This window comes from Phycicoccus sp. 3266, from assembly GCF_031456495.1.
In the GTDB taxonomy this organism is placed as follows: domain Bacteria; phylum Actinomycetota; class Actinomycetes; order Actinomycetales; family Dermatophilaceae; genus Pedococcus.
The window spans coordinates 1,980,714-1,996,128 of the sequence record NZ_JAVDUW010000001.1; the positions used below are offsets into that span (position 1 = coordinate 1,980,714).

The following is a 15,415-nucleotide window of genomic DNA, read 5'->3' on the forward strand; positions in this document are numbered from 1 at the left end:
GCAGAGTGAGGGCATGACCGACGTGCGCACTGTCGCCATGCTCACCGCGGGCGGCCTCGCCCCCTGCCTCTCGTCCGCCGTGGGCGGCCTCATCGAGCGGTACACCGAGGTCGCGCCCGACGTGCGGATCCTGGCCTACCGCAACGGGTATGCCGGCCTGCTGACCGGCGACTCCGTCGAGGTCACCGACGAGGTGCGCAGGGCCGCCCACCGGCTGCACGCCTTCGGGGGCAGCCCCATCGGCAACAGCCGGGTCAAGCTCACCAACGTCGCGGACTGCGTCCGGCGCGGCCTGGTGAAGGAGGGGCAGGACCCGCTCCAGGTCGCGGCCGAGCAGCTCACGGCCGACGGCGTCGACGTCCTGCACACCATCGGCGGTGACGACACCAACGGCACGGCGGCCGACCTCGCGGCATACCTGCGCGAGCACGGGCACACGCTCACGGTGGTGGGCCTGCCGAAGACGATCGACAACGACGTCGTCCCGATCCGGCAGTCGCTCGGCGCGTGGACGGCGGCCGAGCAGGGCGCGATCTACGCGCGCAACATCGTCGCCGAGCACTCCTCGAACCCCCGCATGCTCGTCGTCCACGAGGTCATGGGCCGCAACTGCGGCTGGCTGACCGCGGCCACCGCGCTGGAGCACCACCGCTGGGTGCAGGGCGCCGAGTTCGCCGGGTGGCTGGAGAACTCGCCCGAGCGCTGGGACGTGCACGGGGTCTACGTGCCCGAGCGGCCGTTCGACATCGCCGAGGAGGCCAGCCGGCTGCGAGGGCTCATGGAGCGGGCCGACGGCGTCAACCTGTTCGTCTCGGAGGGTGCCGGCGTCGCCGAGATCGTCGCGTCGATGGAGCAGGCCGGCGAGGACGTGCCCCGCGACCCGTTCGGCCACGTGCGGCTCGACGACATCAACCCCGGCGCGTGGTTCGCCAAGCAGTTCGCCGAGCAGCTCGGCGCCGACAAGGTGCTGGTGCAGAAGAGTGGCTACTTCGCGCGGTCGGCCGCCCCCAACGCGGCCGACCTCGAGCTCATCCGCCGGTGCACGACGTATGCCGTGGACGCGGCCCTGCGGGGCGAGTCCGGTGTCGTGGGGCAGGACGAGGAGCGGGGCGACGAGCTGCGCGCGATCGAGTTCGAGCGGATCAAGGGCGGCAAGGCCTTCGACCCCTCGGTCGAGTGGTTCGCCGGGCTGCTGCAGGACATCGGACAGGCCTAGGTGTGCGTGGGCCCAGGCTCGAATGACTGTTCGTGGACCTGACGCCACGAACGGTCGTCCCGGGGGGTCGTTCGCGACCGTTCGTGGACCTGGGGCCACGAACGGCACCCGCCCAGAAACTCAGGTGGTCGGTGGTCGGCGGCGGGTGCCTGCCGGCTCAGGGCGTGGCGTCCACGGCGGGCAGCCGCTTCCGGTCCGAGCGCATCGAGGGTGACCTCGGCGAGGTGGCCCTGTCGGTGCTCGCCCGCATCGAGAAGTACGGACCGCACACGCTCACCGCGCTGAGCCAGTACCACCGGGTGACACCGCCCTCGATGAGCCAGGCGGTCAACCGGCTCACCGGGGCCGGTCTCGCCGAGCGGGTCCCCGACCCCGACGACGGCCGGCGCGTCCTCATCGCCGCCACCGCGGAAGGGGCCCGGGTGTCCCGCGAGGCCCGCGCCCGCCGCAACGCGTGGCTGCAGGCGTGCCTCGACGACCTCCCCGAGTCCGACCGGAAGGTCCTCGCCCGGGCCGCCGAGCTGCTGACCGCCATGGCCGACTCCTGACCACCGCCGGTCGCCGGTCGCGTGGGTGGCGAACCCTTGCGGAGGGCTCACCGGCGTAGCAGGGTCGGGCCATGGCCCCCAGCACCGCCACCACGGCATACCGCGCAGCCCGCGACCAGCTCGTCTCCCTCTCCGGCCGGCACGACGACGCGGTGCGCGAGTTCCGCTGGCCCGACGTGGGTGACCGGTTCAACTGGGCGGTCGACTGGTTCGACGCCATGGCGCGAGGCAACGACTCCACGGCCCTGTGGATCGTCGAGGAGGACGGCAGCGAGCAGCGGCTCACCTTCGACGAGCTCGCCTCGCGGTCCGACCAGGTGGCGGTCTGGCTCGCGGATCTCGGTGTGGCACAGGGCGACCGGGTGCTCCTGATGCTCGGCAACCAGGTCGAGCTCTGGGAGGCCATGCTCGCGGTCTTCAAGCTCGGGGCCGTCGTCATGCCGACGACTGCGGCCCTCGGGCCGCAGGACCTGCGCGACCGCGTCGACCGCGGCGGCGCCAAGGTGGTCGTGGCCAACGCCGCGGACGCGCCGAAGTTCGAGGAGGTGCCCGGGAGCTACCTGCGCGTGGTCGTGGGCGAGTCGCAGGGCTGGCACTCCTACGCCGATGCGTATGCCGTGCAGGGCCATCCGTTCGAGACGGCCACCGCGCCCTCGGACCCGCTGCTGCTCTACTTCACGTCCGGGACGACGAGCAAGCCCAAGCTGGTCGAGCACACGCAGGTGTCCTACCCCGTCGGGCACCTGTCGACGATGTACTGGATCGGCGTCCGCCCCGGCGACGTGCACCTGGCGATCAGCTCGCCCGGATGGGCCAAGCACGCGTGGTCCTGCTTCTTCGCGCCGTGGATCGCCGAGGCCACGATCTTCGTATACAACTACGCGCGGTTCGACGCAGCGGCCCTGCTCGAACAGATCCGTCGGGCCGGTGTGACGACGTTCTGCGCCCCGCCGACGGTGTGGCGCATGCTGATCCAGGCCGACCTCGGCGGCGCGGAGGGAAAGGGCTCGCTGCGGGAGCTGCTGGCCGCGGGGGAGCCGCTCAACCCCGAGGTCATCACCCAGGTCGAGAAGGCGTGGGGCATCACGATCCGCGACGGGTACGGCCAGACCGAGACCACGCTGCAGGTCGGCAACATCGCCGGCGACCGGGTGAAGCCGGGGTCGATGGGGCGGCCGATGCCCGGCGTCCCGGTGGAGCTCGTGGACCCGCTGACGGGTGAGCGCGCGGACGAGGGCGAGATCGTCCTCGACCTGTCGCAGCACCCGGTCAACCTCATGACCGGCTACCTCGGCGACGAGGAGCGGCAGGCCGAGGCGATGGCGGGCGGTTTCTACCACACCGGCGACGTCGCCCAGCGGGACGAGGACGGCTACATCACCTACATCGGGCGGACCGACGACGTGTTCAAGGCCAGCGACTACAAGGTGTCGCCGTTCGAGCTGGAGTCGGTCCTCATCGAGCACCCTGCCGTGGCCGAGGCCGCCGTCGTCCCGGCCCCGGACCCCACGCGCCTGGCCGTGCCCAAGGCATACATCGCACTCGCGGCGGGGCACGCGGCCGACGCGGAGACGGCGAAGTCGATCCTGGCCCACGCCCGCGCCAACCTCGCGCCGTACCTGCGCGTGCGCCGCATCGAGTTCTACGAGCTGCCCAAGACCATCTCGGGCAAGATCCGCCGGGTCGAGCTGCGCGACCGGGAGCAGCAGGCGTTCGACGGCGGGACGTCGCTGTCGGAGGAGTTCCGGGACGACCAGTTCCCCGAGCTGTTCCGCTGACCCGGCGCCCTGTGGCCTGACGCAACTCGTTGCGGCGCAACGGTGTCCGTGAAATGCGCCGATAGCGGGCAAAAGGGCCGGCCCAGCGCGTGGTTGGGCGGACTGGGGCGCCGTTGACCCCTGTCACGCCGGTTCGGTCGCGGGTACCGTGAAGTGCGGTGGTTCCGCCAGGGCCGCCGACTGCACGACCGGGGCAAGCGGGCCGGGGGCACATGCGCACCTACCCATATGCGTTCCACGTCGCCCTCGACGGCAATGGGCTGAACGGGCTCGAGGGCAGGGCCGGCGTGTGCCTGTTCCACTACGACCCCGAGACCGGCGACCACGCGTACAAGGTCACCTACTTCGACGGCGCCTCCGGTGGCCACGCGCCCAGCGTCGACCCCAGCCGCCGGATCGGGTTCCTGGGCAACACCGGCCAGCACCTGCTCTTCTATGACCTCGCCACGCTCGAGGAGGCGGACCGGGTCTCCACCCTGCGGTTCGAGGTGCCCGACACGACGATCAAGGGCAGCACCCACCTGGTCTGGCTCGACGACACCCAGTTCGTCACCTCGATCGGCGAGCACCTGTGGAAGTTCGACGTCAACCGGCTCACCAAGGCCGAGCAGGTCGCGCCGCACCAGCTCAAGATCCCGCACGCCATGAAGCGCACCGCCTCCGGTCGCTACGTCGTCTACGGCGGGATGGACCACCCGACCCGCGGTGAGGCCAAGGAGGTCGGGATCCTCGACACCGTCACCGGCGAGGTCCGGCGCGTGCCCCTGCCGACCACCTGCTGGCACGTCGTGTGCCACCCGGTGCTCGACGTCTTCTACGCGATCTCGTTCCGCGTGCACCCCGCGGACCGCACCGACTACGAGCACTGGGGCATGGCGTGGCTGCGCCAGTACGCCTTCGAGATCGACGCCGAGGACGGCCGCGTGGTCCGGCACTGGACCGGTGACCGTGACCTGCCCGCGCACGTCAACTCCGACGTCACCATCTCCGACTCCGAGCTGATCTTCTGCACCGGCGGCAGCCACACGGTCGTCCTCGTCGACCTGCTCACGCTGAGCCACCACCGCCTCATCGACGAGCACCCGGGCGCGCTGGAGAGCCTGGCGCTGACGCGCCAGAGCGCGAGCACCATCGCCGAGTCGTTCATGCGCGGCAACGTCTTCGGCAACAGCCACCTGTATGCCGAGTCGCTGCGGGTGAGCCGTGGCGCGTTCGTCGACGGCATCTACGCGTGCCAGCTGTCCGCCGACCAGACGCTGCTCTTCACGGCCAACCGCGGGCAGAACCACATCACCGTCTACGACTACCCGTCGCTGGAGCTGCGTGACCGCGTCGTCATGCCGGAGCTGCAGGACCTCGACCCCAGGGTGGGCGCGTTCGGCGACCCGCGCCTCGGCTTCCACCACTCCTACCTCGTCAGCCCACCCACGCCCACCGCAGGAGAGCCCTGATGGCCAACTACAGCATCGACACCACCGTCTACGGGGGCAACACCTTCAGCTCGGACGTGAACGCCGACGTGACCTCGACCCTCACGGGGCTCGACGACATGAAGCTGACGCTGGCCGGTGGGACGACCAACACCAACAACGGCACCAACACCGTGCACTCCGACGCGACGATCACCCTCGAGCCGGTGACGACGACCTCGACGGTGAACACCACCTCGAACCTCGAGAGCCGGTCGAGCGTGGACACCACGTCATCGGTGGACCTCAAGCCGGTGGCCGTCGACACGTGCGTGCGACTGGAGCTGGGGCCGCCCCCCGCCACCGAGGTGTGCACGCCGTACGAGCAGACGTGGGGCTGGTCGGTCCTCGGCCTGGAGCTGTTCTCGCTCACGGTGCGGGGGCGCGCCACCGCGCACATCCGTCCCGAGCACCACGGCCCCGTCGTGATCGACCTGTGAGGGCGCCATGCCGACCAGCCGCCGCAAGCCCTCGTCCACCGCCCGCGCCTCCAGCGCGCGATCCCCACGCGCGGCGGGCCGCTCCGCCGATCCCGGTCCCGCCGAGCGCGCACGGACGGCCTCCGTCGCGGACGAGATCGTCCTGACCGGACCGCCGGGCCGGCTGCACGCGACGGTCTCGGTCGAGAACGCCGTCTCCGAGCGGGTGTCGGTGCGGGGAGCCGTGCTGCACCGGTCCGGACAGGAACCCGTCGCCGGACTCGCCACCGCCCTGATCTCCCCGGGCGCGACCGCCTCCGTGCCGGTGTCGGTCAGCCTCTCCCGCACGACGCCACCCGGCGAGCTCGAGGCCGAGCTGGAGGTCGGCGGCACGCGCCGACCGGTGCGGGTCCTGGTCGAGCCGGAGCTCGACCTCCACCTGAGCCCGTCCCGCGTGCTCGCCACGCCGGGGCGCCAGCGCCTGCCGCTGACCCTCGTCAACCACGGCAACGTCGACATCCCCCTGGCCGCGCTCACCCGGGCGCGGACCGACGACGGCGGCCCCGACCCGGGCCCGGACGTCTCCCTCACGGTGCTCGACCCGACCACCGTCGAGCCCGGCGCCATCGTCAGCGTCGCCGCCGACCTCACCGTCCCCGACGACCTGGACCCCACCCGGCGACACGTCGCCCGCATCCCCGTCGGGACCGCCGACCTCGAGGTCGTCGTCCTGCCTCGCACCGCATCGGAGGAGTTGTCATGAGCACCACGGCACCGGAGTACCTCACGACGCTGCGCACCGGCCTGGCCGAGGCCGTGCAGCAGTGGGCGGACCAGTCCACGTCCGCCTGGGAGCAGTGGACGCGGGCGTGGCAGCCGGTCGCCGACGCAGGCGCCGACGCGCTCGGGATGCCGCGGGTGCAGCCGGGCTCGCCGCCCCGGGTCGTGCCGGGCGCGGGTACGGCCGCCCGCCACGATCACGTGCGCGGCGGTCACCCGGGCCACGAGCACCACCACGACCACCACGGCTGGGAGCAGCGTGCCGGGCACCACCACGAGGGCTGCGGGTGCGGGGAGTGTCGCGGTCACGAGCACGCACGCCACCACGAGGGCTGCGGGTGCGCGGAGTGTCGCGCTCACGAGCACACCCACGGCTGCTGCGCCGGTCCCTGCGACTGCTGCGTCCCCGAGGCGGACGTCATCGTCCGGGCGCGGGCCGGCGAGGTCCGCGTGGTGCCGTTCCGCCTGCACAACCCATGGCGCCGGGAGCGCGAGGTCACCCTCGAGGTCGGGCCGTGGCACGCCTGCGGAGGTGACGCGCTCGAGGTCCGGGCCCGTCTCGAGGACACGAGCCTCACGCTGGCGCCGTGCGAGGACCGCGTCGTGCGGCTGCTCGTCACCGCCACCGGTTCCAAGGCCGCCGGCGACACCACGACCGAGCCCCCGGGGAAACCGGGACAGGCTGATCCCGCCAAGGACGAGCGTGCGCGTTCTGCCGCCGACGTGGGGGAGGAGGCGGTCCGGCAGGCGTCCGTCCTGCGCGGCGTGGACGTGGACTCCTGTTCCACGGCGTATGCCGACGTGCGGTTCGAGGGGTGCGCCCGGCCCCAGCGGGTCGCGCTCGTGGTGCTGCCGGCCGAGTGCGACCCCGTCGACGTCGGGTGCGGCTGCGGGTGCTGCTGCGAGGGGCACCGATGAGCGAGCGCACGACCGGCACCGACGAGACCCTCGCGCGGATCACCGAGCTGGCCCGGCAGGCGCTGCAGGCCCAGGCCAACCTCGCCAAGCAGTCGCTCGAGCTCGGCCGCGCGACGCTGAGCGGTGAGGTCGATCGGTCGAGCGCGGGCCGCGCCTACGTGGACGCGGTCAGCCGCGAGGGGGCGCGCTACTGGCGCGAGGTCGGGGCCCTCGGCCTCGACTACGCCAGCGAGCTGCTCGCCCTCGGCACGCGCAGCGCGGCCCGTGTGGTGAGCGAGGCCTCGGCGGCCGGCTCACGGGGCAGGGACCACACCCGGCCGACCCGGGGACCGTCCGCGGGCGGCCCGCCTCCGGCCGAGGGCGCACCCGACGGCACCCGCCGCTCGGCCGTCGTCCTGCGCGGCGTGCTCGGCCAGACCGCCCAGGCCACGGTGACGGTCGTCAACCGGCACACCCGGGCCCGCCGGGTGGAGCTGACACCCAGCGACCTGCGCGACCCCGCGGGCGCCCTCGTGGCCGCCCGGCTGCGGGTCGACCCTGAGCACGTCACAGTTGCCGCCGGCGGGGACCACCCGGTGCGCCTCGAGGTGGACCTCGACGCCGCCGACGCGGCGGTCGGTGACCGGTACCAGGGGACGGTCGAGGTCAGCGGGGGCGACGAGGCCACGCTGGAGGTGACCGTCGAGGTCGTGGCCTGACCGCCGCGGGCCCCGCTGTCGACCCGCCGGCACCGCCCTCGGGCGAACCCGCCCCGGCGCCCGCGTCCACACCCGCATCGCCCTGGACGTCGCCGAGGGGCCCGGGCACGAGCTCCCGTGCGGCCCGCACGTCCGCGTGCAGCCGCAGGCCCTCGCGCGCCCAGCGCGGCAGGTCCCGGCTCACCGCCAGCCACGCCAGCGAGGCGGCGACCGCCTCGCGCGCCGGCCGCGCGGCATACCCGAGCCCGCGCGCCCTGGCGCTGGAGTACCAGTAGTGGCGGCCCACCGTGCTGGCCTCGTCGCGGGTCGACAGCGGCTGCTGCTCGGTGAGGCTCGCCCACCACTCGGTGACGGCGGCGATGCCCCACGCGCTCGCGGCCGGCAGCTCGGCGAAGGGCCCCGGCAGCCCGGCCAGCTCGGAGACGAGGGTGTGCAGAGTCCGCCAGGTGACGTCCTCGCCACCGAGCAGGTAGCGCCCGCCCGGCTCGCCCCGCTCGAGCAGGACGACGTGCCCGGCGCCGACGTCGCGGGCGTCGACCACGTTGCAGCCGCCGGGGAAGGTGCTGCGGGTCGGGTCGAGCAGGTAGCGCAGGACGATGGCGTTGCTCGGTGCGAGGCGGGTGAACGGGCCGCCGAGGACGACGGTGGGCAGGGCCAGGACGACCGGTATGCCGTGCTCGCGCCCGGCCGCGAGGGCCGCCTCCTCCTGTGCCACCTTGCTGGCGTAGTAGGCGGGAGCGGGCTCGTCACCGAGCCGGTCGTCCTCGGTACGGGAGACGGGGAGCACGCTGGAGCCGCGGGTCACGCTCGAGCTCGTCACCACGACCCGGTCGAGCCCGGCGTCGGCGGCGGCGTGCACCACGGAGGTGGTGCCGTCCACGTTGACCTGCCCTACCTCGGCCGCACGCGCCGCCCCGAACGCGTACACGGCCGCGCAGTGCACCACTGCGTCGCAGCCGGCGAAGGCGCTCCGCAGGCCTTCCGGGTCCGTGAGCGCGGCGACGCGCCGCTCCACCGCAGCCCCGCCGGCCACGGGCACGGGTGGGCCGGGTTCCCGCGCCACGGCCACGACCTCGTGCCCGTGCGCCAGCGCGGCCGCCACGACCTGCGTGCCGACCAGGCCGGTGGCCCCGGTGACCGCCACCCTCATCGCGGGCCCCGCACGTGGGTGAAGCCGCGGTCGTCGACGAGCGGGCCCTCCGCCCTTCCTTCGGCCGGGTCCCCCGCGGGGACCCCGTCGCGCGCGGCGCTGCGGTCGGCCAGCCAGTCCCTCGCAGCGGCGAGGAGCAGCTCCACCGACCGGGTGAGCAACGGCTCGCGCGGGTCGGGTGGCGGCCGCCCGATGCGGAACTCGCGCCCCTCGAAGCATGCCTCGAGGTTGTCGAACGTCGTGGTGAAGAACCGGCGGTACGCCTCCTCGAGCAGCGGGGTGCGCACCTCCGGCCACTGGTCGAGGTCGACCCCGGCCCACGCCGGGGGCAGCGAGAAGAGCTGGCGACCGCGCACCGTGACCCGGGTCCCGCGCCCGGCCCGCCGGAAGCTGAGCAGCCCGTCGTCGTAGGTCGCGGAACCGTTGGGGCTGACCACGGTCCGCCAGGTCAGGCGGTGCTCGTCCTCGCGCCGTTCGACGAGCTCGACCTTGCCGACGTCGATCGCCCGGCCGCCCCAGGCCGCGACCCAGTTCGGCTGGGGCAGGTAGAGGTTGCGCTCGGCCTGCCGCGTCACGCCGGGGTCGGGGCTGCCGGGCACGGTGACCCGCCGTCCGCCCAGGTAGTCGGCCATCAGGCTGATCCCGGCCGCCACGTCGACCCGGGCGACCCAGGCGTCGAAGTCCGCCGGCACCTCGCGGGACACCTCGAAGACCGTCGCGCCGTCGACGAGCCGCCAGCGCATCCCGTCGGCGTTGGACCGGGAGCCGTCGAGCAGCGCCTCGAACGGTGCGAGGAACGCCGGCAGCCCGTCGTACGCCTCGGCCGGCCAGTCCGCGGGGTCGAACCCGAGCGGGACCTCGCGCCGGTCGGCCGCGTCCTTGTCCGCGGCGACCGCCCAGGCCCGGGCCGAGCCCGCGACGCCGTGGGCGAGGGTGAGCAGCGACTCCAGGGCGAGCTGGCCAGCGAGGTCGTCCGCCGCCTCGACCAGCGGTGTCACAAGTCCCCGCAAGGTCGCCACCACCGGGTCGGGCGGCTCCCCGCCCTCGTCGGCGCGGCCGACCGCCGCCCTCAGCACCCGCTCGAGCCTCGGCTCGGCAGACAGGGCCGCAGCCGCCGACCGCAGGCGCGGGTGCGGGCCACGGGGCCGGGTCGGCTCAGGGACCCGGCCCTCGAGCCGGCCGTGCGACGAGCCGCGCCGCTGCACGGCGCGGGCCACGAGCCTGGAGGCGCCGCGGTCCTGGCCGAGGAGGGCGGCGACGCAGGTGTCCGCCAGGACCGCATCCGTCGCGACCACGAGGACCCCGGTGTCCAGGGGGACCGGCAGCCGGGCCCCGTCCACACCACCGGCCGGCGCCAGGGCGTCGACGACGACGAGCGTGGGCGGCAGGTGGACCAGCAGATCGACCGCGACGTCCGCCGGCTCGGCCCCGGCCACCTCGGGGGCAGCACCCAGCAGGGTCTCCAGCGACCCGGCGAACCCGTCGACGAGGTCGGTGACGGCACGCCCGACGACCACCCGCGTGCCGGCGGCCGCCCACACGGCGCTGCACGGGTGGCCCGAGAGCACGGCCGTGTCGGGCACGGGGGCGGCGACGAGCTCGTCGCCGAGGTCGACCACGGCATACGGACACCCCTCGGTGGTGCGCCCGCTGAAGCCGGCGTCGAGCGCGAGCAGGGACGCGGACCGGTGCCCCCGGTCGTGGTCACCGACGGTGAGCCGGACGCCGACGGACACGTCGTCGCACCCGTGCCGGTGGAGCAGGTCGACGACGGCGTGGACGACCTCCGCGCTCGCGGGGGTGGGCGGGCTGACGCGGGCGAGGACCACGGCCGGGCCTGCGATGTCGACGCCGAGTCGCTCGCACGCGGCGTCCAGGCCCGCGACACCACCGCCGCCGACCACGGTGCAGGCGAGCGGTTCCCGGCTCTCGACACCGTCCGGTGCCACGCGTCCATGAAAGCAGCGGATCCCTCGCCCGCGGAAGGCCTCGGTGCCATAGTGGGCGGGTGGCCGAGGACATCGACATCCACCAACGCATCAAGGGACTCATCGACGAGGAGCACTCGCTGCGCGCGCAGCTCGGCGACGGCGACATCAGCGTCGAGGAGGAGAACTCGCGACTGCGCTCGCTCGAGGTCGAGCTCGACCAGTGCTGGGACCTGCTGCGCCAGCGCCGCGCCCGTCGCGAGTTCGGCGAGGACCCGGGTGGCGCCCAGGTCCGTGACGCAAAGACGGTGGAGAACTACCGGGGCTGAGCCCCGATCGCGGCCGCCCGGGCTCCGGCGTGGCGGCTGTGACCTTCGCCCCTGCGGTCCTACCGTCGAAACTGGCTACCCTCGAAGTGGCCGGTACCCGAGACGAGGGGGTGCGGAATGCGCACAGCACTCGACCACCTGCACGTTGCACACCACCAGCCGCGCTGGTGGGTGGGGCACACCGTCGCCGCCGTGGCCGGCGCCGTCGCGGTCCTGTATGCCGCGGCCGTGCTGCTGACGGTGCTGCTCCGCGCGGGCCTCTGAGCCTGAGCCCCTTCCGCCGTGCAGCGCGGCGGAGGACCATGGCGCCGTGAGCGAACAGACCTCGCCCTCGACGCAGGGCGTCACCGTCGAGCTCCTGGCCGCCGTCGACCTCGGTCCGGAGATCGAGGGGATGGCGGGCCGGCAGCTGCGGATGCGCCTGGTGACCATGGCGCCAGGCGCCACCTTCGGCCCCGAGCACGATCACAAGGGCCGGCCCGGCACCGTCTACGTGCTGCAGGGCACCATCACCGACCACCGGGACGGTGTGGCAACCGAGTACGGGCCGGGGCTCGGGTGGCCGGAGGACCGGAACACCCTGCACTGGCTGGAGAACCGGGGCACCGAGACGGCCGTCGAGGTCTCGGTCGACATCGTGTCGACGCAGACCTGACGACCTGCCCGCCGGCGGACCGTGGTGCCGTCGTACTCCCGCGCGTGGCGCTCAGACCTCGTCGCCGGAGAGCAGCAGCTCGGCGGTGGCCGTGTCCGTGACCAAGACCTTCACGTACCCGGCACGCACCGCAACCCGGATCGACTCGACCTTGTCGGCGCCCACTCCCACTCCGATGGTGTGCGGGATGCGGCGCAACCCGTCGAGGGTGATCGCGATGAGACGCTCCGACCCGGGGAAGTCGATCGGCTGGCCGTCCCGGTCGTAGGGCCGCGCACAGATGTCCCCGACGGCTGCCTGCATGGCCTCTTCGTGGGCCGAGATGACGCTGGGCAGTGACCATCGCCGGTGTGGGGGTGCGCCGATGCCCAGTAGGGCGGCGTCGGCGCGGTCCCACAGGTTGTGCACGCGCTGCACCTGGGGGTCCTTCACGAGCACCCGGTGGAGCGACGGCGTGGGCATGGCCGGCGCGTACAGCATGACGGGGTTCCCCTGGACCTTGAAGGCGAGGGCACGGGTGATCTCGTTGGTCTGGTACTGCGGCTCCGGCTCCTCCACCCCACCGACCGTCGGGCACAGGACGACTCCCGGCATGGCAGGCAGGCTCTGCTGGGCGACGGTGTAGACCGTCGCGCCTGACGACACGATGAGGACGTCGCCCGCCCGGAGCTGGGCGGCAGCCAGAGCCTCGACGACCCGGGGGGCGAGCAGCACCCCGGGTTCCACCCCTCGGGCCGACGGGGTGACGTAGGCGCTGGTCAGCCCCAGCGAGGAGATGAGCCGACGCTCAAGGTCCGCAGCGGCACCGTGCTCGGGGTCCCGGACCCGGACCTCCACGATGCCCGTCTCCCGGGCTGCCGCCAGCAGCCGGCTCACCGTGGGACGGCTCGTGCCGATGCGGCGCGCGATCTCCGCCTGGGTGGCGTCCTCGAGGTAGTAGAGCCGTGCCGCCTCGTAGACCAGTCGCGACGGAAAGCGTTGGCGCACAGGCCCGTGCTCGTTCCTCGGGGTCGAGTCCCTTGCCACCGTGGTCGCCCCCTGGTGCGTCGTCGAGCCGTGCGCTGGTGCACGGATGTTCAGCATAGTGGAATCGCTTGAACATTTGTGCTGGACAATTGTGCAACCGAGTCCTACGGTGATGGCGGATCCGATGCCGGTTCAGGGCAGATCGGACAACCAGGCCAAAGGAGGTCACCCATGGTCGAGACCGTTGAGGAGCTCGGCGACGCCGACGGGACGATGCAGGCGGTCGTCTGCCACGGGCCGGGTGACTACCGGCTGGAGCGGCTCCCGGTCCCCACTGCCGGTCCCGGGGAGGCGCTGATCCGCGTCGAGGCCGTCGGGATCTGCGCCAGCGACCTCAAGTGCTTCCACGGCGCCGCCAAGTTCTGGGGGGATGCCACTCGGCCGGCCTGGGCGGAAACCCAGGTCGTTCCCGGGCACGAGGTGACCGGACGCGTCGTCGCCATCTCGCCCGAGGCGCGCGAGCGCTGGCAGGTCGACGAAGGGGATCGCGTCGTCGTCGAGCAGATCGTGCCGTGCGGCGCCTGCCGGTACTGCCTCGAGGGGGCGTACCACATGTGCCAGGTGCACAACATCTACGGCTTCAAGCGCGCGACCCAGGGCGGGATGCAGGAGTACATGGTGCTGACCCGCGGCTCCCTGGTGCACCGCGTGCGATCGGACATCCCGCCCGCCCACGCCGCCTTCGCCGAACCGCTCTCGTGCGCCCTGCACGCCGTCGAGCGGGCCCGCATCGGGTTCTCCGACGTCGTGGTCGTGGCCGGCTGCGGGCCGATCGGACTGGGCATGATCGCCGGTGCGGCTGCGAAGTCCCCCGCGCAGGTCATCGCCCTCGACCTCGAACCGCGCAAGCTGGAGCTCGCCGCACGTACCGGTGCCACCGTCACGATCGACATCGGCAAGCAGGACCCCGTCGCCACGGTCATGGAGCTCACGGACGGCTACGGGGCCGACGTCTACCTCGAGGGCACGGGGCACCCGTCGGCGGTCGTGCAAGGCCTCTCGCTGCTGCGCAAGCTCGGGCGCTTCGTCGAGTACAGCGTCTTCAAGGACGAGGTGACTGTCGACTGGACGATCATCAGCGACGACAAGGAGCTGGACGTCCTCGGTGCGCACCTCGGCCCGAACTGCTGGCCGGCGGCCATCCGGCTGATCGAGGAGGGGCGGCTACCCCTCGACGACATCTGCACCCACCAGCTGCCCATCAGCGAGTTCGCACGTGGCCTCAACCTGGTCGCGAGCGGCTCCGAGTCGATCAAGGTCTCCCTCCTGCCCTGAGGCAGGACATCCCGTCCACACCTCCTGCGGTTCCGTCCACCCAGCCCCACCCGACCACCCATCTGAGACAAGGACCACGCCATGAAGCACCCCCGCGCCACGAAGGCCACCATCCTGCTGTCCGCCGCGCTGGTCGTGCCGCTCGCGGCATGCAGCTCGGGCAAGTCAGCCAGCACCGGTTCGTCCGGGTCCGCCAAGGGTTCCATCGAGGGTGCGAAGGTCGCCTTCCTCATGCCCGACGAGGCATCCACGCGGTACGAGCAGCACGACGCCCCGGGCTTCAAGAGCGCCCTCGCCAAGCTCTGCTCGAGCTGCAGCGTCCTCTACAACAACGCGACCGGTGACGCCTCCAAGCAGCAGCAGCAGTTCAACGCAGCCATCTCCCAGGGCGTGAAGGCCATCGTGCTCGACCCGGTCGACTCGACGGCCGCGACTTCCATGGTGGCCCGGGCGCAAGCGCGCGGGATCAAGGTCGTCGCATACGACCGGCCCATCCCCAACGCCAAGGTCGACTACTACGTGTCCTTCGACAACGAGGAGATCGGCAAGTCGATCGCCCAGTCCCTGGTCAAGCACCTGAAGGACACCTCGGTGCCGACGAGCAAGGGCATCCTCGAGGTCAACGGCTCCCCGACCGATGCGGCGGCGGGCCTGATCAAGAAGGGCATCCACGAGGGGCTCGCGGGGAGTGGCTACACGACGCTGGCGGAGTACGACACCCCTGACTGGGAGCCGACCAAGGCCCAGCAGTGGGTCGCGGGCCAGGTCTCCCGCTTCGGCGACAAGATCGGCGGCATCGTCGCGGCCAACGACGGCACCGGTGGTGGCTCGATCGCGGCCCTGAAGGCAGCCAACGTCAAGCCCGTCCCGCCGGTCACCGGCAACGACGCCACCACCGCCGGCCTGCAGCTCATCATCGCCGGCGACCAGTACAACACCATCTCCAAGCCGAGCGAGATCGTCGCCGGTGCAGCCGCGCAGGTGGTCGTCGACCTGGTCCAGGGCAAGCAGGTCGAGGCAGTCGGTGGCGGGAAGCTCACCACCGTCTTCAACGCGCCCACCATGCTCTTCGTCCCCAAGGTGATCACCAAGGAGAACCTCAAGGCGGAGATCATCGACACCAACATCGCCAAGGCCTCCGACCTGTGCACCGGTGCCTACGCGGCCGGCTGCAAGACGCTCGGAATCTCCTGACGCGCAGCACGGTGTCGAGTCCAAGGAAGGCC

At 72.7% G+C, this 15,415-nt stretch carries 16 protein-coding genes; 13 read left to right on the plus strand and 3 right to left on the minus strand.

Annotated features, from left to right (window positions below; all coding sequences use genetic code 11):
- The first annotated feature begins 13 nt into the window (after nt 1-13).
- The 8 genes from J2X64_RS09500 (at nt 14) to J2X64_RS09535 (ending at nt 7,826) form a co-directional block, all read left to right on the plus strand.
- On the plus strand, nt 14-1,216 hold the full coding sequence (locus tag J2X64_RS09500; RefSeq protein WP_310152880.1) for a pyrophosphate--fructose-6-phosphate 1-phosphotransferase: 1,203 nt from the start codon (nt 14-16) through the stop codon (nt 1,214-1,216).
- A gap of 164 nt (nt 1,217-1,380) precedes the next feature.
- Nucleotides 1,381-1,764 carry a MarR family transcriptional regulator gene (locus J2X64_RS09505; RefSeq protein WP_310152883.1) on the plus strand — a complete coding sequence of 128 codons (384 nt, stop codon included), beginning with the start codon at nt 1,381-1,383 and terminating at the stop codon, nt 1,762-1,764.
- 71 nt (nt 1,765-1,835) lie between these two features.
- Nucleotides 1,836-3,542 carry an AMP-binding protein gene (locus J2X64_RS09510; protein WP_310152886.1) on the plus strand — a complete coding sequence of 569 codons (1,707 nt, stop codon included), beginning with the start codon at nt 1,836-1,838 and terminating at the stop codon, nt 3,540-3,542.
- Nucleotides 3,543-3,754: 212 nt separating this feature from the next.
- Nucleotides 3,755-4,993, plus strand: a complete 1,239-nt coding sequence (locus J2X64_RS09515; protein ID WP_310152889.1) for a hypothetical protein — start codon at nt 3,755-3,757, stop codon at nt 4,991-4,993.
- Entirely contained in the window at nt 4,993-5,451 is a 459-nt protein-coding gene (locus tag J2X64_RS09520; protein WP_310152892.1) for a hypothetical protein, read from the plus strand. The genes J2X64_RS09515 and J2X64_RS09520 overlap by 1 nt, the downstream gene beginning before the upstream one ends.
- Before the next feature lie 7 nt (nt 5,452-5,458).
- Entirely contained in the window at nt 5,459-6,193 is a 735-nt protein-coding gene (locus tag J2X64_RS09525; protein WP_310152895.1) for a hypothetical protein, read from the plus strand.
- Complete coding sequence (locus tag J2X64_RS09530) at nt 6,190-7,128, plus strand: hypothetical protein (protein ID WP_310152898.1); 939 nt, start codon at nt 6,190-6,192, stop codon at nt 7,126-7,128. Before J2X64_RS09525 ends, J2X64_RS09530 begins: the two co-directional genes overlap by 4 nt.
- Nucleotides 7,125-7,826 (plus strand): hypothetical protein, encoded by a 702-nt coding sequence (locus J2X64_RS09535; protein WP_310152901.1) that lies wholly within the window; start codon nt 7,125-7,127, stop codon nt 7,824-7,826. Before J2X64_RS09530 ends, J2X64_RS09535 begins: the two co-directional genes overlap by 4 nt.
- On the opposite strand, the gene J2X64_RS09540 is transcribed toward J2X64_RS09535, so the two are convergent.
- Together J2X64_RS09540 and J2X64_RS09545 are read right to left on the minus strand one after the other, a co-directional pair.
- Nucleotides 7,774-8,976 (minus strand): NAD-dependent epimerase/dehydratase family protein, encoded by a 1,203-nt coding sequence (locus J2X64_RS09540; RefSeq protein ID WP_310152904.1) that lies wholly within the window; start codon nt 8,974-8,976, stop codon nt 7,774-7,776. The genes J2X64_RS09535 and J2X64_RS09540 overlap by 53 nt on opposite strands.
- Nucleotides 8,973-10,925, minus strand: coding sequence for a DUF362 domain-containing protein (locus J2X64_RS09545; protein ID WP_310152907.1), 1,953 nt, complete (start codon nt 10,923-10,925; stop codon nt 8,973-8,975). The genes J2X64_RS09540 and J2X64_RS09545 overlap by 4 nt, the downstream gene beginning before the upstream one ends.
- 59 nt (nt 10,926-10,984) lie before the next feature.
- On the opposite strand from J2X64_RS09545, the gene J2X64_RS09550 reads away from it, so the two are divergent.
- The 3 genes from J2X64_RS09550 to J2X64_RS09560 all read left to right on the plus strand — a co-directional run bounded on the left by J2X64_RS09550 (nt 10,985) and on the right by J2X64_RS09560 (nt 11,888).
- Nucleotides 10,985-11,233, plus strand: a complete 249-nt coding sequence (locus J2X64_RS09550; RefSeq protein ID WP_310152910.1) for a DUF2630 family protein — start codon at nt 10,985-10,987, stop codon at nt 11,231-11,233.
- A gap of 117 nt (nt 11,234-11,350) precedes the next feature.
- Nucleotides 11,351-11,497: a hypothetical protein gene (locus J2X64_RS09555; RefSeq protein WP_310152911.1), complete on the plus strand. Its 147-nt coding sequence runs from the start codon at nt 11,351-11,353 to the stop codon at nt 11,495-11,497.
- A 46-nt stretch (nt 11,498-11,543) separates the two neighbouring features.
- Entirely contained in the window at nt 11,544-11,888 is a 345-nt protein-coding gene (locus tag J2X64_RS09560; protein ID WP_310152913.1) for a cupin domain-containing protein, read from the plus strand.
- 51 nt (nt 11,889-11,939) lie between these two features.
- Here the strand turns inward: J2X64_RS09560 and J2X64_RS09565 are convergent, their stop codons facing one another.
- Nucleotides 11,940-12,875: a sugar-binding domain-containing protein gene (locus J2X64_RS09565; protein ID WP_310152921.1), complete on the minus strand. Its 936-nt coding sequence runs from the start codon at nt 12,873-12,875 to the stop codon at nt 11,940-11,942.
- A gap of 210 nt (nt 12,876-13,085) precedes the next feature.
- Between J2X64_RS09565 and J2X64_RS09570 the strand changes: the two genes are divergently transcribed.
- Nucleotides 13,086-14,189: an alcohol dehydrogenase catalytic domain-containing protein gene (locus tag J2X64_RS09570; protein WP_310152924.1), complete on the plus strand. Its 1,104-nt coding sequence runs from the start codon at nt 13,086-13,088 to the stop codon at nt 14,187-14,189.
- A gap of 81 nt (nt 14,190-14,270) precedes the next feature.
- Nucleotides 14,271-15,383, plus strand: a complete 1,113-nt coding sequence (locus J2X64_RS09575; protein ID WP_310152927.1) for a sugar ABC transporter substrate-binding protein — start codon at nt 14,271-14,273, stop codon at nt 15,381-15,383.
- The last annotated feature ends 32 nt before the right edge of the window (nt 15,384-15,415 follow it).